This is a genomic window from Xanthomonas sp. 60, from assembly GCF_011761925.1.
Map to the genome: position 1 here is coordinate 167854 of NZ_JAASQW010000007.1, position 21409 is coordinate 189262.

Consider the following 21409-nt stretch of genomic DNA (forward strand, 5'->3'; position numbering starts at 1 on the left):
CCGCCGGGAACCCCATGACCGAACAGACTGCCCGCACCATTCCCCTGCAGATGCTGCAGGGCGAAACCGCTCCCGCCGCGCCGCTGCAGGCCGGTGCCAAACAGCTGGGCGGCGACAAGATCAACCGCTCGCCGGTGCAGTTCGCCGACGCCCCGGTGCTGCGCAAGCCTTCCTGGATCCGCGTGCGCATTCCTTCGGGCAATGCCGTGCAGAACCTCAAGGCGCGGCTGCGCGAGAACCGCCTGGTCACCGTGTGCGAGGAGGCCAGCTGCCCCAACATCCACGAGTGCTTCAGCCACGGCACCGCGACCTTCATGATCCTCGGCGAGGTCTGCACCCGCCGCTGCTCGTTCTGCGATGTCGCCCACGGCCGGCCCAAGCCGCCCGATGCCGGCGAGCCGGCCAGCCTCGGCCAGACCGTGGCCGACATGGGCCTGAAGTACGTGGTGGTGACCAGCGTGGACCGCGATGACCTGCGTGACGGCGGTGCCCAGCACTTCGTCGACTGCATCACCGCCATCCGCGCCAAGTCTCCCGGCACCCGCATCGAAGTGCTGACTCCGGATTTCCGTGGCAAGGGCCGCATGGAGCGTGCGCTGGAGATCCTCGCGCAGAACCCGCCGGATGTGTTCAACCACAACATCGAAACGGTGCCGGACCTGTACCGCAACGTGCGTCCCGGCGCCGATTACCAGTGGTCGCTGACGCTGCTGAAGAACTTCAAGGCGCAGCATCCGCAGGTGCCGACCAAGAGCGGCATCATGCTGGGCCTGGGCGAGGACTTCGAACAGATCAAGGCCACGATGCGTGACCTGCGCGCGCACGACGTGGACATGATCACCATCGGCCAGTACCTGCAGCCCACCGCGCACCACCATCCGGTGCTGAAGTACTGGACGCCGGAGGATTACAAGGCACTGGAAGACTACGGCTACGCACTGGGCTTCAGCCACGTGGCCTCTGGCCCGATGGTGCGCTCGTCGTACCACGCCGATGTGCAGGCCAAGGGTGCGGGCGTGGCCTGACCACGGGCGCTTCGCTGGCCCGTGCAGTGCCTGCCCGGGTCGCAGGCGGGAGGTGGCCGTCGGTTCACATTCTGCTACAGGCGCAGCAGTACGCTGGAAAGCCCTGTCCCGCCCGCTGCGATGACAACGCCGGAAACTTTCGGCACTGTCTTCGTATCTGAGGTGTAACGCACTCTCTCCCCTGGCAAGGCGTCCCGAGCAAGTACATGAAATTCAAAGCCCCCGCATTCCTGATTGCTCTGGCGCTCACGGCGCCGCTGGCCCTGTCGGCCCAGGCCGACGCGCCGGCGTTGCCTGCGGCGGCCACCGCCGACCAGGCCACCACCTCCAAGCTGGTCTACGGCCTGCTCTCCGACAGCCGCTACGCGTACCGCCCGAAGGCGCTCGACGAGGCGATGTCCAAGGACGTGTTCAAGCGTTACCTGGAGTCGCTCGATGCGGGCAAGCAGTTCTTCACCCAGGCGGACGTGGCCAAGTTCGCCCCGTTCGAGGCCAACATCGCCGAGGCCATCCGCGGTGGCCAGCTGGAGCCGGCATTCCAGGTGTTCGCGGTGTACCGCCAGCGCGTGGCGCAGCGCGTGGGGTATGCGCGTACGCTGTTGAAGCAGGAGCCGGATTTCAGCACGGATGAGCGCTTCGAGTACGACCGCAAGGACGTGCCCTGGGCCGCCAGCGATGCCGAGCTCGACGAGCTGTGGCGCAAGTCGGTCAAGAACGACTGGCTGCGGCTGAAGCTGGCCGGCAAGAAGCCCGACGACATCCGCAAGACGCTGGACAAGCGTTACAGCACGCTGGAGAAGTCGGTCAACGAGCTGAAGGGCGAGGACGTGTTCCAGTTCTTCCTCAACGCCTATACCAGTGCCGTTGATCCGCACACCGACTACTTCACGCCACGCACGGCGGAGAACTTCAACCAGGCCATGTCGCTGTCGCTGGAAGGCATCGGCGCCCAGCTGCAGCGCCAGGACGACATGGTGGTGATCCGCGAAGTCATCGCTGGCGGTCCGGCGGCCATGAACGGCACGCTCAAGCCGGGTGACCGCATCGTGGGCGTCGGCCAGGGCAGGGACGGCGCGATCGAGGATGTGATCGGCTGGCGCATCGACGACGTGGTGGCCAAGATCCGCGGCAACAAGGACACCCAGGTCCGTCTGGAGTTCATCCCGGCCGAGGAAGGCGTGGACGGCAAGCACCACACGCTGGTGCTGACGCGGCAGAAGGTGCGCCTTGCCGAACAGGCCGCCAAGGGCGAAACACTGACGATTCCCGCCACCGCCGGTGAACCCGAGCGCAAGGTCGGCGTGATCAAGCTGCCGACGTTCTACCAGGACTTCGAGGGCCGCCGCCGCAACGCGGCCGACTACGCCTCGGCCACCCGCGACGTGGCCAAGCTGCTGGCCGGCTTCAAGGCCGACAAGCTCGATGGCGTGGTGCTGGACCTGCGCAACAACGGCGGCGGCTCGCTGGATGAAGCGATCGAATTGACCGGTCTGTTCATCGACCAGGGTCCGGTGGTGCAGGTGCGCGAGGCCGGTGGCCGCGTGACGGTCAACAGTGACCGTGGCGCCGACGTCGCCTGGGATGGCCCGCTGGCGGTGCTGATCAACCGCGGCTCGGCATCGGCGTCGGAGATTTTCGCTGGCGCGATCCAGGATTACGGCCGTGGGCTGGTGATCGGCGAGACCACGTTCGGCAAGGGCACGGTGCAGAACATCGTCGACCTGGACCGCTGGCCGAGCGGCGAGACGCAGCGTTTCGGACAGGTCAAGCTGACCATCGCGCAGTTCTTCCGCGTCAGCGGCAGCAGCACCCAGCACAAGGGCGTGGTGCCTGACGTGGCGTTCCCGGCGAGCGTGGATGCCACCGAATACGGCGAGAGCACCTATGACAACGCACTGCCGTGGACGCGCATCGCCGCGGTCCCGCACACGCAGTACGGCAACTTCGCACCGCTGCTGCCGCAGCTGGAAACGCGCCATGCCGCGCGCATCCTGAAGGACAAGGAGTTCGTCTGGTGGAACGAGGACGTCGAGCAGTTCCGCACCGAGAAGGCGAAGAAGTACATTTCGTTGAACGAAGCCGAGCGGCTGGCCGAGCGTGACCGCCAGGAAACGCAGCGCAAGCAGCGCCAGGCGATCCGCAAGGAGCTTGGACTGGCGCTGGATCCGCTGGCCGACGACAGCAGCGATGACGGCCTGACCGGCAACGAGCGCGACATCGTCAAGGACGCGGCACGCGAGAAGGCGGCTGAAAAGCGCCCGGACCCGCTGCTGCGCGAGTCGGCCTCGATCCTGGCCGATGCAGTGAATCTGCTGGAAAACGACCGTCCGCTGTCGGCGCAGGTGCTGCCGCAGTCCACCGGCGCAGGTCGCTGGGCGGATTGATCGAGGAGCGGGCCGGGTCGCGGTGATGCGGCCCGGCCACTCGCCGGACATGGCGTTCTCGACCCGGCGCTTACATGCACGCCCGTAAGCTCCCTACGACTGAAATCCCGGAGTTTCCATGCAGCCTCGCTTCCCCCTGACGGCCGCGCTGGCGGCGGTCACGCTCGCTGCCTGCGGTGGGCGGGCGGCTGACAGCACGCTGCTGCGCGAGTCTTTCGACTCCGGCGACATGTATTCGCGCACCGTGGAGGGGCCGCCGGCGCAGGCCTGCGAGGCCGCGCGCCGCACGCTGCTCGGGCAGGGGTACGCCATCGCGCGTGCCGACGACACCCTGGTGGAGGGCAGCAAGAACTTCCAGCCGAAGGAAGATTCGCACGAGCAGCTGGTGCTGCGCATTTCGTGCGCACCGCGGGGCGAGCAGACGCTGGTCTTCGCCAGTGCCGTCCAGGACCGCTACGCGCTCAAGAAGAGCCCGACCTCGGCCAGCGTGGGCGTGGGGGCACTGGGCTCGGTCTCGCTGCCCTTCGGCAGCAATGACGATTCGCTGGTGAAAGTGGCCAGCAGCACGGTGCAGGACGGTGGCTTCTACGGCCGCTTCTTCCAGCGCCTGCAGCAGTACCTGCCGGCCGGCGCCGCCCTGCCGGCCAGCCCGGTGTACCCGGATGTCCCGGCACTGCAACCCGGCGATCCCGCAGGCAGCGGATCCCGCTGAGCATGCGTCGCTGGGCCGCGTTGCTGGTGCTGTCGGGCTGGCCACTGGCGGCGGGCGCCGCCCAGGGGTGCCTGCAACCGGTGCTTGAACGCCTGGGCTGGCAGATCACGGAGGGACCTGTCACCCGGGTCGAGATCCACGGGGGGGATGTCTGCACGCGGGCGGACCTGGCGGCGGCGCATGCGGCCGGGGACCTGCGCGTGCAGATCCCGATGGGCAGCCCCGCGCCGGTGCGCGAGACGGTGCTGCAGGCGTTGCTCCGGCATCCGGCAACACACTGCGCGTATTCGATGCAGCTGGGCCAGGCCGCGCGCCGCGCTGCACAGGCGCTGCAGGATAATCCGGACTATCGTTTTTCCGGGCTGCAGCTGGGCTGGATCGGATTTGGCGCAGCCGGCGCCGGCGCGCAGGGCTGGCAGCGCACCCATGCGTTCGGGCGCGGTTACCGGCCCAGCGGAAGCAACAGCCAGGCGCTGCAGGCGTTCTATACCGGCCGCGTACGCAGCGAGTGCGGGGTGGGGCGCCAGGTGGCCCAGTTGGCGACGCAGCGCGAACTGTTCGGCGATGCACGGTTTGATACCGCTTTCACCGCCAGCGAGCTCAGCATCGGCACCTTCCTCACCCTGCACCAGACCGACAGCATCCTGCTGGGACGTCATGCAGGCGAACTGCAGGGCGATGGCAAGGGCGTGCGCGCGGCCGCGCAGGGCCGCCAGGCGTTCATGGGCCTGCCCGGCTTCCTCGAACACGCTTACGGCCGCGAGACCCTCGACGACCTCAACAACCAGGCCGAGAACTTCATCGTGGTGGATGTCGGGGCGGCGGCGGCCGATGCGCTGCATGCACAGGGCGGGCTGGCAGGCTACGACCAGCGCAATGCGGCGCTGTGGGCGCTGTCGCGGCAGATCCCGCGTCGCGGCGTGCGCTTCTTCGAGCGCCTGCTGAGCGAGCGGGATGTGACGCTGCGGGCATCGCTGACGCCCGCCGAGCGGCACATCGTGGCCCGGATGGATGCCTTGCTCGGCGATCCGTTCTACCAGCAGTTCCTGATCTACGTGCACCCGCGCGGCATCAAGCCGATCGGCGCGCACGTGGCGCGGTTGCTCGACCGCAATCCGCGCACACCCTACGTGATCGAGCTGGCGATGAACAACCTGCAGACCACGCTGTTCGAGCGCTGGGTGCAGGCACAGACAGGCGATTGCGCGGCGGCGCACGCTCCTTCTTCTTCCGGGCCGGACGGCGCTGCGCGCCCCCGGTCCTCGACCCAAAGGTGAACACGTGGATATTGCAATGATCGGGCTGGGGCGCATGGGCGCCAACATGGCGCAGCGGCTGCGGCTGGGCGGGCACCGTGTGGTCGGTTACGACCCGGGTGAAGCGGCGCGCCAGCGCGCCGGGGAAGGTGGCATGGAAACCTTCGATACGCTGGCCGCGGCCGTGGAGGCGTTGCCGGTGCCCCGCGTGGTCTGGTTGATGGTGCCGGCCGGTGACGCGGTGGACCAGACGCTCGCACACCTGGTGCCGCACCTTGCCGAGGGCGATGTCGTGATCGACGGCGGCAACTCCAATTACCAGGATTCACAGCGCCGCGCGCAGGCGCTGGCAGCCAACGACATCACCTACCTGGACTGCGGCACCAGCGGCGGCGTGTGGGGCCTGCAGGAAGGCTACAGCCTGATGATCGGCGGCGACGCGGCGACCGTCGAGCGCCTCGCGCCGCTGTTCCAGAGCCTCGCGCCCGCCGCCGACCGGGGTTGGGCACGGGTGGGGCCAAGCGGTGCGGGCCACTACACCAAGATGATCCACAACGGCATCGAGTACGGAATGATGCAGGCCTACGCGGAAGGTTTCGCCTTGATGGAGCGCAAGGAGGAGCTGCAGCTGGACCTGGGCCAGGTGGCCGAGGTGTGGCGCCATGGCAGCGTGGTGCGTTCATGGCTGCTGGATCTCAGCGCGCAGGCGCTGCAGCGCAATCCGTCGCTGGATGGAATCGCCGCCTATGTGGACGATTCGGGCGAGGGACGCTGGACGGTCGCCGAAGCGATCGCACTGGACGTGCCCGCGCCAGTGATCACGCTATCGCTGCTCGAGCGGCTGCGCTCGCGCCAGTCCAACTCCTTCAGCGACCGCCTGCTGGCCGCCATGCGCAACGAGTTTGGCGGCCACGCGATCAAGCCGCGCTGAGCACGGTGGCAGCGCGGCCGTGTGGCCTGCCCGGCAGCCTGACCGGCCTTGGCGGCCGGGGCCGCCGGCCAGGCGCCGGCGCTACAGGGAGATGCGGCGGCCTTCGCGCGCGCTGAGCTGGCCAGCGTCGAGCAGGCGCATCAGCCGCAGCGCCTGTTCCACGGTCACCACCGGCGCCGTCCCACCGCGGATGGCCGCTGCGAAGCCCTCGTACACCGCACGGTAGTCGCCCGGCAGGTTGGCCAGCGGCTCCTCCTGCAGGGCTCCTGCGGTATCCACGCGGGTCAGTAGGCCCGGCTGTGGGTCTACGCCCCAGCCCGCCTCACCCGGCCGGAGGCCGGCGGCGAGCTGTGCCTCCTGCACATCGCGGCCGTGTTTCACCCAGCTCCCCCGCCGACCATGCACGGCGAAGCTGGGCATCGTCGCTGCCACCAGTGAACCGGCATGCAGCACCGCGCGCATGCGCGGGTAATGCAGCACCGCATGGAACCAGTCCACGCCTCCGGCGTCACGCTGGCAATCAGTGTCCACGCTGATCGCACGCGGACACCCGAACAGCGTGAGCATCTGGTCCAGCAGATGGGGCCCCAGGTCGTACCACAGGCCGCTGCCGGGACCCTCCTGCTCGCGCCAGCGATCGCGCACCTGCGGGCGGAAGCGGTCGAAATGCACGTGGCATTCGGCGATGTCACCAAGCACGCCGCTGGCCAGCAGCGCCTGCAAGGTCAGGAAGCCACCGTCGAACCGGCGGTTCTGGAACACAGTCACTACGCGGTCGTTGGCCTCGGCCACCGAGACCAGGGCCTCGGCCTGCAGGGCATCGAGCGCGAAGGGCTTGTCCACCATCACGTGCTTGCCCGCCTGCAGCGCCGCCAGCGCAAGCGGGGCATGCAGCGCGTTCGGCGTGGCGGTGACCACCGCATCCACCGCCGGGTCATCGAATACCTCCTCTGCCGCGGCGCACACGCGGACGCCGGGGAGCGCTGCATTGACCACGGTCCGTTGCGAGGTCACCACGCTGTGCAGCGCCAGTCCGGGCGTGTGCCCGATCAAGGGGGCATGGAACACGCGGCCAGCGAGGCCATAGCCGATCACAGCCAGGTTGATGGGAGAGGGCACGAGCGCGCTCCACGCGACGGAAAGGTCAAGGGTACCCGGCGGCGGCGGCTGCGGAAACTGAACGGCACATGCCGGTCGTGGCGGATTCACCCGGGCCTTACGATCTGCCCACGTGTGGTGGACAGGCCATGGCGGACACTTCATCCACCAACAACGAGGGACCGCACCATGAAGAAGAACACGTCGCTGCTTACTGCCACCATCGGCCTGGGCATGCTGCTGGCCGCCCCGTTCGCCATGGCCAACGACCCGGCCAAGAAGGATCGCAGCATGGCCGCGCAGGACACCCACGCCGCGCACGGTGCGCAGCATGATTCGAGCCAGCCCGGCACCGATACCTGGATCACCACCAAGGTGAAGGGCGATCTGCTGGTCAGCGGTGGCACCCCGGGAACCGACATCAGCGTTGAAACCAAGAACGGCGTTGTCTGGCTGAGTGGCAGCGTTGCCACCAAGGAACAGCACGACCAGGCCGTCGCCAAGGCCGGCATGATCGAAGGCGTGAAGAGTGTCAACGCCTCGAAGCTGCAGGTCGCCGGCACCGCCCGCAAGTAATCGCTGCGTCGTTCGATCCCGAAAGGCGCCCTTCGTGGGCGCCTTTCTTCGTCTGGTCATGCGGGTGCGCACGGGCGCCACCCTGCGGGGTGCTGCGCTATAGTGCCATCCAACCGCATCCGGCAGCGCCGGACGTGGTGCCGGACCGTGCAGGGGAGCGCGTGTCCAACGGATGGCGGCACGGGCGAGGGGTCATGCTTCGGGGATCAGACATCATGGGGGCTGCAACGGCAGAGGCGCAGGGAGCGTTCCGTATCCTGGTGGTGGAGGACGCCGCGCACGGTGCCGACCTGCTGATCCGGCAGCTGCAGGCGGCGGGCCTGACTGCGATCTTCCGGCAGGTGGCCAGCGAAGCCGGCCTGCGCCGGGCGATGGCCGAGTTCGCCCCGGACATCGTGCTCTCCAGCATGGACCTGCCGGGCCTGCAGGGAACCCGGGTGCTGGACATCGTGCGTTCGCTGCAGCCGGCGTTGCCGTTCATCTACGTAGCGGACCTGCTGGCTGAAGAGGCCGCCGTGGCCACCCTGCAGCGTGGCGCGGACGATTACATCATCCGGCAGCAGACCGCGCGCCTGCCGACGGCGGTGATGCGGGCCATCGGCGATGCACGCCAGCGCCGCGACCGTTCGCGCGTGGAGTCCGAGCTGATGCGCGCGCAGCGGCTGGAGAGCCTGTCGATGCTCGCTGCGGGACTGAGCCATGACCTGCGCAACATCCTGCAACCGCTGCTGATCATGCCCGAGCTGCTCAAGGCGCGCACCGATGATCCCAAGCTGCATCATTTCGCCGATGTCATCGCCGAGTGCGGACGTCGCGGGCATGAGATGGCGCAGTCGATGCTGTCCTTCGTGCGCGGTTCGCAGGCGGCCAGCGAGGTCGTGCCGATCCCCCACCTGTTCGACGCAGTGGAACTGCTGCTGCGGGCCAACCTGCCACCTTCGGTCACGCTGGAGCTCAGCGTGGACGACCCGTCACTGGCAGTGCGGGCCAACTACACCGAGATGCAGCAGGTGCTGCTCAACCTCTGCCTCAACGGCCTGCAGGCGATGCCGCACGGCGGTCGGCTGTGGCTGGACGTGCGCGCCAGGGCCGGACACGAAGGCGCTGACCGCCTGTGCCTGAGCGTGACCGACGAAGGCACGGGCATGTCGGCCGACATCCTGGCGCGGCTGTTCAATCCGTTCTTCACCACCAAGGCCGATGGCACGGGCCTGGGCCTGATGTCATGCAAGCGGATTGTCGAAGGCTGCGGGGGGCAGATCACCGTGGCCAGTGAGCTGGGGCGGGGCACGCGCTTCATGCTCGATCTGCCCATTGCCGCCGCTTCGCCACTACCACGGCCGGCCTTCGCCGCGCTCGCGCCCGGCGCGGGTCAGTCCATCTTCGTGGTGGACGGCGAGGCCACGCGCCTGTCGCTGCTGGGCAATGCGCTGTCCAGCCAAGGCTATCTGCTGCGCCTGGCTTCCGACGGTGCCACCGCGCTGCGCTGGATGCAGCAGGGCGCGATGCCGGCCCTGGTGGTAGTCGATGGTGGTGCCCGTCTGCTGCCTGCGCGGCACCTGCTGGACGAGATGGCGCTGCTCGGTTTCGCCGGTGCCGTGCTGCTGCTGGAAGACCCGGAGGTGGAGGTGCCCGACGCGTTCGCGCCGCCGACCCTGCACCTGCACGTCCTGCGCAAGCCACTGGAGATGGAGGCGGTGTTCCGCGCCGTGGCGCAGGCGCTGGGCTGATCCAGGGTACTTCGCAGCTCAATCCGCTGCGTCGTCATCGCGGCGTGCGTTCTCCCATGGAAAGCGCGGCAGGCTGGCGACGGCCTGCTCCAGGCGCCGGGCCCAGTTGTGGTGGATGTCGGCATACAGGGGCGAGTCACCGCTCAGGCGGAGCTCCCCACTGACCCGCAGTGCGTTGCGACGGATCAGTACCAGGTCCAGCGGCAGGCCGACCGAAAGATTGGAGCGGATGGTCGAATCCAGCGAGACCACCGCGGTGCGCGCCGCGTCGTCCAAGCCTGTCCCCGGCCGCACGATGCGGTCCAGGATCGGCTTGCCGTACTTGGATTCGCCGATCTGCAGGTAGGGGGTCTCCGGCGATGCGGCAATCGCGTTGCCCAGCGGATAGATCATGTAGATACCCGGCCGTTCGCCGGCGATCTGCCCGCCCAGGATCAGCGTGGCCTGGGTATTGATGCCTTCCTGTCCACGTCCGGAGGGCCGGCCCTTGACCTGGCAGTCGACCAGCAGCTCACCGACATGGGCAGCGGCTTCGAACAGGTGGCGCATGCGCGGCAGCGAGGCAGAACGGTCTTCGGCCGCGTCGCGGTGCAGCCGCGAGACCAGCAGCTGGGTCGTGGCGAGGTTGCCGGCGGCCATCAGCACGAAGACGGCATTGCCTGGGTACTCGAATACATGCAGCTTGCGGTGGATCCGCACGTCATCGAGCGAAGCATTGGTGCGCGTGTCGGCTGCGAAGACCAGGCCCTCGTCCACCTCGATTGCGACGCAATAGGTCATGGGCTGTGTCCTATCATGTGGACCCCAGTGTAGTGAGGCCGTCGTGACGATGGCATCGCCTTCTTCCTCCCCTGCCCAACGCCCCCCTCGTATGACCACCGTGCTCCTCAGCCTCGGCAGCAATGTGCAGCCGCGTCGACATCTCAAAGCGGCCGTGCAGGCCCTGGCCGAACAGTTCGGCGCGCTCCATGCATCGCCTGCGTACCGCACCGCGGCGGTCGGCTTCGACGGCCCCGCGTTTCTCAACAGTGCTGTCAGGATCGAGACGGACTGGCCGCTGCAGGCGCTTGAGGATTGGCTGCACGCGCTGGAGGACGCGCATGGGCGTGACCGCAGCGGGCCGCGGTTCTCCGATCGCACGCTGGACATCGACGTGGTGTTCTATGGCGACCTGATCGTCGAGGGGCCGGGCCACCTGCGCATCCCGCGCCCAGAGCTGAAGCACGCGTTCGTGATCAAGCCCCTGGCGGACATCGCCGGAGAGTTCGTGGACCCGGTGAGTGGGCAGTGCCTGGCCGCGCTCTGGCAAGCGCACCCGCAGCATGCGGAGACGTTCGAGATCGTGGCGTTGTAAGGCCGCGTCCGGCCCGGCGGCTGGGTCGCCCTGCCGGACGCCGGCCTGGGCTAGGTCAGGGTGCGGCCACCGTCCACGCCGAGCGTGTGGCCGGTGATGAAGCCGGCCTCGGCGACCAGCCAGTGCACGGCCGAGGCGATCTCCTCCACTGTGCCGATGCGGCCCAGCGGGGTGCGGGCGAGCAGGGCCTCCCGGGCGAAATCGTCCTTGCCGTGCTCCGGCCACAGGATCGCGCCCGGTGCCACGGCGTTGACCCGGACCTTCGGTGCGAGCTCCAGCGCCAGCGAGCGGGTCACCATGGCCAGCGCGGCCTTGGCCATCGTGTAGGCGGCATGGTCACGCATGGGTTCGCTGGCGTGCAGGTCGGTCAGGTTGACGATGCAGCCGTGCTGCCGGCGCAGGTGCGGTGCGGCGGCCTGTGACAGCAGCAGCGGCGCACGCGCATTGACCGCGTAGAGCTCGTCCAGCGCTTCAGCGGTGATCTGCCCGAACGGGGTGGGATAGAAGTTGGAGGCGTTGTTCACCAGGGCGTCCAGTCGCCCGAAATGGCCGACAGCCTGCTCGATCAGGTCGGGCAGGGACGCGGCGTCGCGCAGGTCCGCCTGCAGGGCCAGCACGCTGCCGGGGCGGGCGCTCTCGAATGCGAACGCCAGTTCCTGCAGCGCGTCGCTGGAGCGGTGGGCGTGCAGCACCACGCCGTAGCCCGCCGCGTGCAGGCGGGTTGCGATGGCGGCACCGATGCGCCGCGCGCTGCCGGTGACGAAGGCCACGGGGGCGGTGTCGGTCATTGAGCGGTCCTCCTGAGCGGCTATCCTGTAGGTCATTGTCACCGCATTTGAAGACGCCATGCAGTCCACCATGCCCCTGCCCGATGCCGATGCCCTGGCCCACAGCGATCAGCTGGCCGCCGCGCTCCGCCAGGAGATCCGCGCCCAGGGCGGCGCGATCCCGTTCCAGCGGTTCATGGAACTGTGCCTCTACACACCGGGCTGGGGCTATTACAGCGCCGGTGCAAGCAAGTTCGGCGGTGGCGGGGATTTCACCACGGCCCCCGAAATGGGCAGCCTGTTCGCCACCACCGTGGCCAATGCGCTCGCGCCGGTGCTCGGGCAGCTGTCCGCCCAGGCACGCGTGCTCGAGCTCGGCGGCGGTACCGGCGCCTTCGCCGAGGCGGTGCTGCTGCGGCTGGCCGAGCTGGATGCGCTGCCAGCCCGCTACGCCATCCTGGAACCTTCGGCGGACCTGCGCCAGCGCCAGCGCGACCGGCTGCTGCAGCACCTGCCGGCCGAACTCGCCGGGCGCGTGGAATGGCTGGACCGCCCCTTCGACGATGACTGGGAAGGCATCGTGTTCGCCAACGAGGTCATCGATGCGCTGCCCACGCCGCGGTTCGTGATCACCCAGGGCGAAGTGTTCGAGGAGACAGTTGAGCTGGATGCCGAAGGCGCATTCGTGCGCGGCACGCAGCCGGCGGACATGCTGCTCAGCGGCGCCGTACGGCATCTGGAGAATTACCTGCAACGTCCCTTTGCCGAGGGCTACCGCAGTGAAAGCCTGGCCCATCTGCCGTATTGGCTGCAGGCCGTTGCCGGCGGCCTCGAACGCGGGGCGATGCTGTTCGTGGATTACGGCTACAGCCGCGGCGAGTACTACCAGCCGGACCGCGATGACGGCACGGTGCGCGCGTTCTACCGGCACCACGTGCACAACGATGTGCACCGCTGGCCGGGGCTGCAGGACATCACCGCGTCGGTGGATTTCACGGCGGTGGCCGAAGCCGGCCTGCATGCCGGCTTCGATCTGGCCGGTTACTGCAGCCAGGCCAGTTTCCTGCTCGGCAATGGCCTGGACCAGGCGTTGGCGCTGGCGGACGAGCGCACCGACGATGTCGGCCGTGTGCAGCTGCGCCAGCAGGTCAAGAAACTCACGCTGCCCACCGAGATGGGCGAACGCTTCCAGGTGATCGGCCTGCAGCGTGGTGTGGATTTCGAGCCGGCCTTCGAACTCGGCGATCTGTGCGGGCGTCTGTGAGGCCTTGCGGGCTCAAGCCGCTGCGCTACCCGCGGGTCTGGCTCGCGCTGTGGCGGGTGGCCGTGCTGAGCGTCATCGTGGTGTGCCTGATGCCCCCGCCGCCGTTGGCGCTGCCGGCGGGCAGCGACAAGATCGAGCATTTCCTGGCCTACTTCGTGCTCGCTGGCAGCGCGGTGCAGCTGTACCGCCACGGCCGTCCGCTGCAGCTGGCCGCGTTGGGCCTGGTGGTGATGGGGGGACTTGTGGAGGTCCTGCAGGGCGCCCTGACCGCCACCCGGATGGCCGACCCTGCCGATGCGCTGGCCAACACGGTCGGCGTCATCGCCGGTGTCTCACTGGCCTGGACCCCGGCAGCCAACCTGCTGCTGCGCCTGCGCGGCTGAGGCATCGAGCGCCGGGCCGGCAGCCGGCGCCCCGTTTCCGCCAGCTCCGTCAGTGTGGCTGGAGCGTCACCTCGTCCAGCACCCACAGGGTCGGCCGTGTGTCGCCGGTGAAGTTGATGCACAGATCGGTCGTCCCGGCCACGTTTCGCGGCAGCTTTGCTTCGAGGGTGATGAAACCATCGGCATCCGGGCGCGGGGGCAGCGCGACCTGCGCGATCGCCGGACCGGTGCAGTCGCCGCGGCGGATCTTCATTTCGCCGTGCGCGCGGCGCGGTTTTTCGAAGTGCCGGTTCGGCTCATCGTGCGCCAGCTGGAAGTAGTAGGGAATATTGCCGGCGCGCACCCGGATGCGGTCGATGCCCTGCAGGTCCGCCGACGGCCAGCGCCAGCACGGGTTGAAGATGTCCACGTTGAACACCGCGCGGGCGCCCTCGGCCGGACCGTCGTCCTCCAGCCGCAGCACCAGCTTGCCCGAGTCCGGGCAGGTGGCGAGCTGCTCATGCGTGCGGCTGAGCACTGATTGCGCCGTGTATTCCAGCACGGTGGGTGCCTTGGCCAGCGGCTGGCCCTGGAAGAACGCCGCCGCCTGCACCGTGGCCGGCAGCGCGGCGTGCAGCGGCTGCTGGTAACGCGGCGACTGCGCGGTGACGGGCTGGCCGTCCAGGCTGTAGCGCACCTCGTAACCGAGCGGGTTGGCCAGGGTGATGGCCACGCGGCCGTCCGCGCGCTGGTCCTGGAACCCCGCCCCTACCTCGAACGGCGTCTGTGCGTACTGCAGTCCCCAGGCGCGGTACCGCTGCAGCTGGGCGGGGAGGCGTGCCAGGAAATCGCGGAAATCCCGGTTCCGCGGCAGGCTCCAGCCGGTCTCCGCCACCGCCGCCAGGCGCGGGAACAGGTTGTGCTGCAGCCGCTCGTAGTTGCGCGTGTGCTCGGTGAACATGTTGGCCTGCAGGCCGAGGATGTGGTGGCGCTTGTCCTCGGGCAGGGTGGGCGGCACGGGCTCGAAGCCGTACACCTTCGCCAGGTCCACCTGCAGCGGCCGGCCCGGCGGTTCGTTCGGCGAGGTGGTCTGCAGGTAGTCCAGATAGAGGTGGGTCACCGGTGACATGATCACGTCGTGGCCACTGCTGGCCGCCGCGAGCCCGCCTTCGGTCCCCCGCCAGGACATCACCGTCGCCTGCGGCGGCAAACCGCCTTCAAGGATCTCGTCCCAGCCGATCAGGCGCCGGTCGTGCTGCTCCAGGAAGGTCTCCAGGCGTTTGATGACATGGCTCTGCATCGCCATTTCATCCTTCGCACCGAGCTCGCGCATGCGCTGCTGCACGCGCGCCGAAGCGATCCACTGGTCCTTGACCGCCTCATCGCCGCCCACGTGCACGTACGTTGCAGGGAACAGGTCGATGACCTCTTCCAGCACGTTCTCCAGGAACACGAACGTGCTTTCCTCCACATTGAACAGATTGGGGAACACGCCCCATTCGCTCAGCGGCCGCAGCGGCGTGTCGAGCACGCCCAGCTCGGGATACGCCGCGATCGCTGCCGTGGCGTGGCCGGGCACGTCGATCTCCGGGATGACCTGGATGTGGCGCGCGGCGGCGTAGGCCACCACCTCGCGGATCTGCGCCTGGGTGTAGTAGCCGCAGTACGGGCGTTCGGCACCGGTGGCCGGATCGCGGGCGCCATCGCCGGCGGGCAGGCGGCAGCTGCCGATCTCAGTGAGCTTCGGGTAGCGCTTGATCTCCATGCGCCAGCCCTGGTCATCGGTGAGGTGCCAGTGCAGCGTGTTGAGTTTGTGCGCGGCCATTGCATCGATGACCTGCCTGATTTCATCCAGGCTCTGGAAGTGCCGTGCAGAGTCGAGCATGAAGCCGCGCCATGGGAAGCGCGGGCCATCTTCAATGGTTACCGGGGGCACCATGCCCTTGCTGCCGCCGGTGGCCAGCTGGGCCAGCGTGACGGCGCCGTAGAACAGGCCCGCCTCGCCCGAAGCACGCACCACGACGCCGTCCGCATCACGCTGCAGCAGGTAGCTCTCCGGGCCCATCGCAGGCTTCGGCGAGAGTTCGAAGCGGATGCCATCGTGGCCGCGTCCGCTGGCCAGCGCCAGCTGCGGTCCACCACTGCGTGCCAGCAGGTCGGCGAACTGCTGCGCCACGCGGCGCGCGCCGTCACCCTGCGCGCGCAGGGGCGTGGAGGCGGTGAGCGGGTAGGCGGGGCGGCGGTCGGTGTGCACGCTGGCCGGTGCCGGGATCAGCATCAGGCTGCCATCGCGCAGCAGGGGTCCGGGGGCACTTGCGGTGGCCGGTGCGTCGGCGGCCCGGGCGGGCAGCGGGGCAGCCGTGCACAACAGCAGCGGGAGGGAAAACAGCAGGGCGATGCGCATTGCGTGCTCCTTGGCGGACGGGGGCTCTCCACCCGTCGATCTGGCGGTACGGCCACGTAACCGGACCGCCATCGTACGACGGGCCCGGAAATCCGGGCCCGTCGGCATGGCTGAAGATGACGCCTCAGTACTTGAAGTGCAGGGTCGCCATGTAACGGCGACCGCTCTTGTACTTGCCAGCCAGGTGGTCCTTGTCACCCAGGTACTGGAAGTAGGTTTCATCCAGCAGGTTCTGCGCGTCGATGTTGAGCGACCAGTGCTCGTTGAACGTGTAGCCGATGCTGGCACCCAGTTCGGCGTAGTCGTCCACGCTGGCCGGTGCGGCACCGGCCACATAGCCACCGGCCAGGTAGCTGTCGCGCCAGTTGTAGGTCAGGCGTGCGTTCAGCGGTCCCTTCTCGTAGTAGGGGCTGAGCGCCACTGCGTTGCGGGACTGGTACGGCAGCGGATCGCCGGTGTTGTTCTCGCCGTTGGCATAGGTGTAGTTGGCGGTCAGGCCGAACCCGCTTTCGCCGAAGGGCTGCTGGATGCTGATGTTGAAGCCCTTGACGTGGCCGCTGCCGGCATTGCGCGGACGCTGGATGCTGTAATCGCAGTAGCCGTCGGCGCTGCAGCCGTTGGTGCCCACCAGGTTGGCCCACGTGGCCGGCGAGGTGTCGCGGATGGAGTTGTACTGGCGCTCGGTGGTGGCCGAGGTATCGATGTAGTTGTCGATCTTCTTGTAGAACACTGACCATGCCGCCACCGCCTGCGGCGCGTAGTAGAACTCGGCCGAGGCGTTGAAGTTCCACGATTCGTACGGCGACAGGTCGGCGTTGCCGCCCGAGCCGGTCAGCGTGGTGTCGTTGAGGAAGGTGTTGTTCACCATCTGGTTGTACGGCGCCCACGCGATGACCTTGGCGCCGGCCAGGCGGAACACCCAGTCATTGCCCGGGTCCCAGGCCAGGTTGAAGGAGGGCAGCAGGAAGTCCTCGTTCTTGGTGCGGGTCTGCCACTTGCTGTCCAGGTCGGTCAGGGTGGGGGTGCCGCCGTAGACGAAGCCGCTGCCTTCGGTCTTGGAATCGACATAGCGCACGCCAAGGTTGCCGCGCAGCGAGCCTTCGGAGAAGTTCAGCTGTGCGTAGGCGGCGTTGTTGGTCTGGGTGAGGGCCCAGCTGTTGTTGAGGAAGCTGGCCGGATCCGGATTGGCGTAGTCGATGGGGCTGTTGCGCACCCAATTGAGCACGTTGTCACGCCCGGCCTGGATGTGCCGGCCATGGTCCGGGTAGAAGCCCTGGATGTCGGTCAGGCCGATCACCCCCACGTCGGCCAGCGTGCCCGGGGTGACGCCACCGTAGACATTGAGCTGGAACGCTTCTTCATGCTTGCCGTGGCGCACGCCGAACTGCAGCTGGTTGAAGATGCTGTCGAACTGGACGTTGAAATCCAGCTGCGCGTAGGTGTCCTTGCTGTCGGTGGAGAACACGCCGTTGTTGCCGAACCAGCCGCCGGCCGAACCCCAGTTCGCCGGCGACCGTGCGCCTGCCGGGTCGTCGAAGGTGATGCCGCGGTCCATGTCCCAGCTGAAGCCGCCGTTGTAGAACGGCTCGATGAAGTACTGCGCCAGGTCCTTGTTCTCGGACTTGCTCTGGCCGGCCTGGCCGCTCACGCCCCAGCGGTCGCCGCGGAAGGCGCCGCGCAGGTCCAGGCCCTTGGTGGTGACTTCGGACAGGCGCACGTTGTTGTCATAGATCACGGTACCGCTGTTGGCCGTCGCGCTCGGGGTGGAATGGCCGCTGGTGACCACGCCGTTGCGCACCCCGCCGAGCTGGTCCACCGCACCCACGGTGCCCGGATTCCAGGTCAGGAAGGAGTACATCGACTGGTTGTAGTTGTCGAAGTTCTCCTTGATGTACAGGCCGCTGAGGTTGAACTCCAGTTCCTCGGTCGGCTTGAACTGCAGGTTGACCACGGCGCTGTCGCGCTCGCGTTCCTGCTGGAACCAGGCGGCGTTGAACGAGTTCGGCACGTCCAGTCCGGCCACCGCGCCCGGGCCGGTGGCGTTGCCGAAGGTGCTGGCATCCACGTAGCCGAACACTTCCTTGCCCTGGCGGTCCACGGCTTCTTCGTAATGCTGCGCGGACACCGCGATGCCGAAGGTCTCCGCATCGTTTTTCCAGCTGTACAGCGCCGAGGCGTTGGGCTTGCCTTCGCTGGCCTGCTGGCTGTAGCTGTAGCCGATCGAGGCGGCGACCTCGTTCTGCTTCAGATCCAGCGGCTGGCGGGTGTGCATGAGTACGGTGCCGCCCAGGCTGCCTTCGGTCAGGCGCGCTTCGGAGGACTTGATGATTTCGGCGCGGCCGAGGATCTGCGGCGAGAGCAGGGTGTAGTCGAAACCGCGGTTGGGCTGCTCACCGTACAGCCAGATCGCCTGCGCGACCGGATGGCCATCGAGGAAGGACAGGTTGAGGCTGGGGTCGGTGCCATCGATGCTGACCCGCTCGCCCTGGCCGAAACGGCGATCCAGGGTGACGCCGGGAATCTGCGAGAACGCCTCGGCGACGTTGGTGCTGGGGAACTTGCCGATGTCTTCGGCGGTGATCGCTTCGGACACGCCCACGTTGTTGCGCTTGGTGTCCAGCGACTTCTCCAGGCTGGCGCGGATGCCGACGACCTGCACGGTATCCAGGTCCATCGGAGTTTCCTGCGCATGCGCTGCGAAGGTCAGGCAGCTGACGATGGCGGCGGCCAGTACGGACTTGCGGGTGTTCATGATGTCTCTCCTCATCACTCGATGGTCGCCTTGTCGGCGTGCGGTCTGCTGCGTGGGGGTGGCACTCCGTCAGGGCGACGGGGGTGCTCCGGGTCCTTCACCTGCGGTATTCGGGTACGGCGGTGTTTCAGCGGGCCTCGCGGCCCAGGTACCAGCTGGCGGCGCCGATGACGCCCAGCTGCCCATGCTCGACGACCTTGACCGGGATCCGGTGCAGGGCTTCGCTCATGGGACCCTTGTTGAGGTAGCGTTCGACGAACGTGCTGCGGCGCAGGAACTCGCCGATCTGCGGCAGGATCCCGCCGGCCAGATAGACCCCGCCCTGTGCGCCATACAGCAGGGCCATGTCGCCCACCGTGCTGCCGAGCAGGCCGCAGAACACGTCCAGTGCGCGCCGTGCATGCGGGTCGGCGTCGGCCATGGCGGCAGCGGTGACCGCGTCGGGCGTGGCCAGCGTCGGGGCATGCCCTTCGATGCGGCACAGCGCGGTGTACAGGTTGATCAGCCCGGGGCCGGAGAGTGCATGCTCCACCGACACATGGCCGCGCTCGCGCAGCATGCAGCGCACGATGGCCATCTCCAGCTCGGTGGAGGTGGCCAGCGAGGCCTGCCCGGCTTCGGTGGCCAGCACCACCGCGCCGTGCCGCGTGGGAATCCAGACGGCGGCGCCCAGTCCGGTGCCCGGGCCGACCACCAGTGTCGGGCCACGGGGGGCCTGCGCCGGCCCGCACAGCTGCAGGACGCCGCTGGCATCGACCTGCGCGGCGGCGTAGGCCACGGCTTCGAAATCGTTGACGATGTAGACGTGCTGCAGTGCCAGCCCGGCCTCGAGCGCGCGCGCCGACAGCGGCCAGGGCACGTTCGCGGTGATCACGGTGCCGTCCTCGCGGGCGTAGCCGGCGGTCGCCACCACGCAGTGGCGGGGACGCGGACCGGTCCCGATGAAATCGGCGAGGATGGCCTCCAGGCCCGGGTGGTCCGCATTGCGGTACGTGCGGTAATCAAGCACCTGCACCGGGTGCGCCTCGTCCCCGCTGGCGCGGACACGGGCCACGCGCACATGGGTGCCGCCGACATCGGCGGCCAGGAAACTCGGCGCGGCCGTGGAGAGGACATGGGCGGGTGCGGGGTGGCTGGCAGCGGTCACGCGTGCTCCTGCTTGCGGGCCGGACGGTGATGTCCGGCGATTGAGCGGAGTCTGTGCCGGGGGTGACAACGATGTCAACGAAATATTGACAGTTTCGTTGCTGCGATGCAGCGAGTGGAAATCGCCGTAAACGATTTCAGGAGCGTGCGCCCTGTAACGCGTGATCCCTTGCGCGGGCTGCATCTGCGCAGAGGATCCGGCGTCCCGCGCTGCTCGGCGAGGGCCTCTGCTGCGTCGCAACAGGCGTGATGGGACGGTTGACAAGCGCGCGGGGGCGTCGAATAAATGTGACAACGTTGTTCCCAGTTCACCTTGCCCGGCGCTGCGGTCCGCGCGCTCCAGGAGCCCTCGATGTCTGCCGTTCCCGCTGCAAGCGCACGCCCGAGCCTGACCGTGTCCATCGCCATCATCGGCGTGCTGTTTTTCCTGATCGGCTTCCTCACCTGGCTCAACGGTCCGCTCATCACCTTCGTCAAGCTCGCCTTCGAACTCGACGAGGTCGGCGCGTTCCTGGTGCTGATGGTGTTCTACCTGTCCTACTTCTTCCTCGCGCTGCCGTCCTCGTGGATCCTGCGGCGCACCGGCATGAAGAAGGGGCTGAGCCTGAGCCTGGTGGTCATGGCCTGCGGTGCGGCCCTGTTCGGCGAGTTCTCCACCCAGCGCTGGTATCCGGGCGCGCTTGGTGGACTGTTCGTCATCGGCAGTGGCCTGGCGCTGCTGCAGACCGCCGTGAATCCGTACATCAGCATCCTGGGACCCATTGAAACGGCCGCGCGACGCATCGCGCTGATGGGCATCTGCAACAAGATCGCCGGCATCCTGGCCCCGGTGACCATCGGGGCGCTGGTGCTGCATGGCATCGGTGATCTGTCACAGACCGTGGCGCAGGCCGATCCGGCAACGCGCGCGGTGCTGCTCGATACGTTCGCCGCCAAGATCCACGCCCCGTACCTGGCCATGGCCGCGGTCCTGCTGGTGTTCGCGGTGGCGGTGCTGTTCTCGCCGCTGCCGGAACTCAAGTCGTCCGAGGCCAATGCCACGCCCGCGCGTGCGGGGGCGGTCGAACGCCGCAGCATCTTCCAGTTCCCGCACCTGTGGCTGGGCGTGCTGTGCCTGTTCGTCTACGTGGGCGTGGAGGTGATGGCCGGCGATGCGATCGGGACCTACGGGCACAGTTTCGGCCTGCCGCTGGACCACACCAAGCTGTTCACCTCGCTCACCCTGGGCGCGATGCTGGTCGGCTACGTGGCCGGCCTGCTGCTGATTCCCCGCGTGGTCTCGCAGTCCCGCTACCTTACATTCTCCGCTGTGCTGGGCGTGGTCCTGAGCCTGGGCGCCTGGGCGACCCACGGGTATGTGTCGGTGGCCTTCGTGGCCCTGCTCGGTTTCGCCAACGCGATGATGTGGCCGGCCATCTTCCCGCTCGCCATTCGCGGCCTGGGACGTTTCACCGAAACCGGCTCGGCGCTGCTGGTGATGGGCATCGCCGGTGGTGCGATCATTCCGCACGCCTTCGCCATCCTCAAGCAGCACATCGATTTCCAGCTCGTGTTCGCGCTGCTCATGGTGCCGTGCTACCTGTACATCCTGTTCTATTCGCTCATCGGCCACCGCGCCGGCCTGCCCCGCGACGCAGCCTGATCGGCG

At 68.1% G+C, this 21409-nt stretch carries 17 protein-coding genes; 11 read left to right on the forward strand and 6 right to left on the reverse strand.

The genetic code is table 11. From position 1 onward, the window contains the following. Positions 1-14: 14 nt before the first annotated feature. The 5 genes from lipA to gnd all read left to right on the forward strand — a co-directional run bounded on the left by lipA (position 15) and on the right by gnd (position 6308). Entirely contained in the window at positions 15-1025 is a 1011-nt protein-coding gene (gene lipA, locus FHY09_RS14425) for a lipoyl synthase (RefSeq protein WP_166927590.1), read from the forward strand. 206 nt (positions 1026-1231) lie between these two features. Further along, complete coding sequence (locus FHY09_RS14430) at positions 1232-3409, forward strand: carboxy terminal-processing peptidase (protein WP_166927591.1); 2178 nt, start codon at positions 1232-1234, stop codon at positions 3407-3409. A gap of 118 nt (positions 3410-3527) precedes the next feature. After that, entirely contained in the window at positions 3528-4121 is a 594-nt protein-coding gene (locus FHY09_RS14435) for a DUF2242 domain-containing protein (RefSeq protein WP_166927592.1), read from the forward strand. Positions 4122-4123: 2 nt separating this feature from the next. Continuing rightward, positions 4124-5398, forward strand: a complete 1275-nt coding sequence (locus FHY09_RS14440; protein ID WP_456362826.1) for a hypothetical protein — start codon at positions 4124-4126, stop codon at positions 5396-5398. 4 nt (positions 5399-5402) lie between these two features. Then, positions 5403-6308, forward strand: a complete 906-nt coding sequence (gene gnd / locus FHY09_RS14445) for a phosphogluconate dehydrogenase (NAD(+)-dependent, decarboxylating) (protein WP_166927593.1) — start codon at positions 5403-5405, stop codon at positions 6306-6308. Positions 6309-6389: 81 nt separating this feature from the next. Here the strand turns inward: gnd and FHY09_RS14450 are convergent, their stop codons facing one another. Further along, positions 6390-7427 (reverse strand): oxidoreductase, encoded by a 1038-nt coding sequence (locus tag FHY09_RS14450; protein WP_166927594.1) that lies wholly within the window; start codon positions 7425-7427, stop codon positions 6390-6392. Positions 7428-7595: 168 nt separating this feature from the next. Here FHY09_RS14450 and FHY09_RS14455 point away from each other — a divergent pair, with 168 nt between their 5' ends. Both FHY09_RS14455 and FHY09_RS14460 read left to right on the forward strand, forming a co-directional pair. After that, on the forward strand, positions 7596-7982 hold the full coding sequence (locus tag FHY09_RS14455) for a BON domain-containing protein (RefSeq protein ID WP_166927595.1): 387 nt from the start codon (positions 7596-7598) through the stop codon (positions 7980-7982). 215 nt (positions 7983-8197) lie between these two features. Beyond that, on the forward strand, positions 8198-9712 hold the full coding sequence (locus tag FHY09_RS14460) for an ATP-binding protein (RefSeq protein WP_166927596.1): 1515 nt from the start codon (positions 8198-8200) through the stop codon (positions 9710-9712). An 18-nt stretch (positions 9713-9730) separates the two neighbouring features. Here the strand turns inward: FHY09_RS14460 and FHY09_RS14465 are convergent, their stop codons facing one another. Continuing rightward, positions 9731-10492 (reverse strand): Ntn hydrolase family protein, encoded by a 762-nt coding sequence (locus FHY09_RS14465; RefSeq protein ID WP_166927597.1) that lies wholly within the window; start codon positions 10490-10492, stop codon positions 9731-9733. 91 nt (positions 10493-10583) lie between these two features. Here FHY09_RS14465 and folK point away from each other — a divergent pair, with 91 nt between their 5' ends. Further along, on the forward strand, positions 10584-11066 hold the full coding sequence (gene folK / locus FHY09_RS14470) for a 2-amino-4-hydroxy-6-hydroxymethyldihydropteridine diphosphokinase (protein ID WP_166927598.1): 483 nt from the start codon (positions 10584-10586) through the stop codon (positions 11064-11066). A gap of 50 nt (positions 11067-11116) precedes the next feature. Here folK and FHY09_RS14475 read toward each other — a convergent pair whose 3' ends face one another. After that, the gene (locus FHY09_RS14475; protein ID WP_166927599.1) at positions 11117-11854 is read right to left on the reverse strand and encodes a pteridine reductase; all 738 of its coding nucleotides are present in this window, start codon (positions 11852-11854) and stop codon (positions 11117-11119) included. Between the two features lie 58 nt (positions 11855-11912). On the opposite strand from FHY09_RS14475, the gene FHY09_RS14480 reads away from it, so the two are divergent. Both FHY09_RS14480 and FHY09_RS14485 read left to right on the forward strand, forming a co-directional pair. Beyond that, the gene (locus tag FHY09_RS14480; RefSeq protein ID WP_166927600.1) at positions 11913-13097 is read left to right on the forward strand and encodes a class I SAM-dependent methyltransferase; all 1185 of its coding nucleotides are present in this window, start codon (positions 11913-11915) and stop codon (positions 13095-13097) included. Further along, the gene (locus FHY09_RS14485) at positions 13094-13480 is read left to right on the forward strand and encodes a VanZ family protein (protein ID WP_166927601.1); all 387 of its coding nucleotides are present in this window, start codon (positions 13094-13096) and stop codon (positions 13478-13480) included. Before FHY09_RS14480 ends, FHY09_RS14485 begins: the two co-directional genes overlap by 4 nt. A gap of 49 nt (positions 13481-13529) precedes the next feature. Here FHY09_RS14485 and FHY09_RS14490 read toward each other — a convergent pair whose 3' ends face one another. The 3 genes from FHY09_RS14490 to FHY09_RS14500 all read right to left on the reverse strand — a co-directional run bounded on the left by FHY09_RS14490 (position 13530) and on the right by FHY09_RS14500 (position 19762). Then, positions 13530-15863: a family 20 glycosylhydrolase gene (locus FHY09_RS14490; protein ID WP_166927602.1), complete on the reverse strand. Its 2334-nt coding sequence runs from the start codon at positions 15861-15863 to the stop codon at positions 13530-13532. Positions 15864-15987: 124 nt separating this feature from the next. Then, the gene (locus FHY09_RS14495; RefSeq protein ID WP_166927603.1) at positions 15988-18615 is read right to left on the reverse strand and encodes a TonB-dependent receptor; all 2628 of its coding nucleotides are present in this window, start codon (positions 18613-18615) and stop codon (positions 15988-15990) included. 127 nt (positions 18616-18742) lie between these two features. Then, positions 18743-19762 carry a glucokinase family protein gene (locus FHY09_RS14500; RefSeq protein ID WP_166927604.1) on the reverse strand — a complete coding sequence of 340 codons (1020 nt, stop codon included), beginning with the start codon at positions 19760-19762 and terminating at the stop codon, positions 18743-18745. A 351-nt stretch (positions 19763-20113) separates the two neighbouring features. Between FHY09_RS14500 and FHY09_RS14505 the strand changes: the two genes are divergently transcribed. Then, complete coding sequence (locus tag FHY09_RS14505; RefSeq protein WP_166927605.1) at positions 20114-21403, forward strand: sugar MFS transporter; 1290 nt, start codon at positions 20114-20116, stop codon at positions 21401-21403. Positions 21404-21409: the final 6 nt, after the last annotated feature.

Excerpts from the sequence above, each read along its gene's own strand:
- FHY09_RS14440 (WP_456362826.1), top strand. The coding sequence starts at position 4,124 with ATGCGTCGCTGGGCCGCGTTGCTGGTGCTGTCGGGCTGGCCACTGGCG.
- FHY09_RS14455 (WP_166927595.1), top strand. The coding sequence starts at position 7,596 with ATGAAGAAGAACACGTCGCTGCTTACTGCCACCATCGGCCTGGGCATG.
- FHY09_RS14460 (WP_166927596.1), top strand. The coding sequence starts at position 8,198 with ATGGGGGCTGCAACGGCAGAGGCGCAGGGAGCGTTCCGTATCCTGGTG.
- FHY09_RS14480 (WP_166927600.1), top strand. The coding sequence starts at position 11,913 with ATGCAGTCCACCATGCCCCTGCCCGATGCCGATGCCCTGGCCCACAGC.
- FHY09_RS14505 (WP_166927605.1), top strand. The coding sequence starts at position 20,114 with ATGTCTGCCGTTCCCGCTGCAAGCGCACGCCCGAGCCTGACCGTGTCC.
- FHY09_RS14495 (WP_166927603.1), bottom strand. The coding sequence starts at position 18,615 with ATGAACACCCGCAAGTCCGTACTGGCCGCCGCCATCGTCAGCTGCCTG.
- lipA (WP_166927590.1), top strand. The coding sequence starts at position 15 with ATGACCGAACAGACTGCCCGCACCATTCCCCTGCAGATGCTGCAGGGC.
- folK (WP_166927598.1), top strand. The coding sequence starts at position 10,584 with ATGACCACCGTGCTCCTCAGCCTCGGCAGCAATGTGCAGCCGCGTCGA.
- FHY09_RS14490 (WP_166927602.1), bottom strand. The coding sequence starts at position 15,863 with ATGCGCATCGCCCTGCTGTTTTCCCTCCCGCTGCTGTTGTGCACGGCT.
- FHY09_RS14465 (WP_166927597.1), bottom strand. The coding sequence starts at position 10,492 with ATGACCTATTGCGTCGCAATCGAGGTGGACGAGGGCCTGGTCTTCGCA.
- FHY09_RS14435 (WP_166927592.1), top strand. The coding sequence starts at position 3,528 with ATGCAGCCTCGCTTCCCCCTGACGGCCGCGCTGGCGGCGGTCACGCTC.
- FHY09_RS14430 (WP_166927591.1), top strand. The coding sequence starts at position 1,232 with ATGAAATTCAAAGCCCCCGCATTCCTGATTGCTCTGGCGCTCACGGCG.
- FHY09_RS14475 (WP_166927599.1), bottom strand. The coding sequence starts at position 11,854 with ATGACCGACACCGCCCCCGTGGCCTTCGTCACCGGCAGCGCGCGGCGC.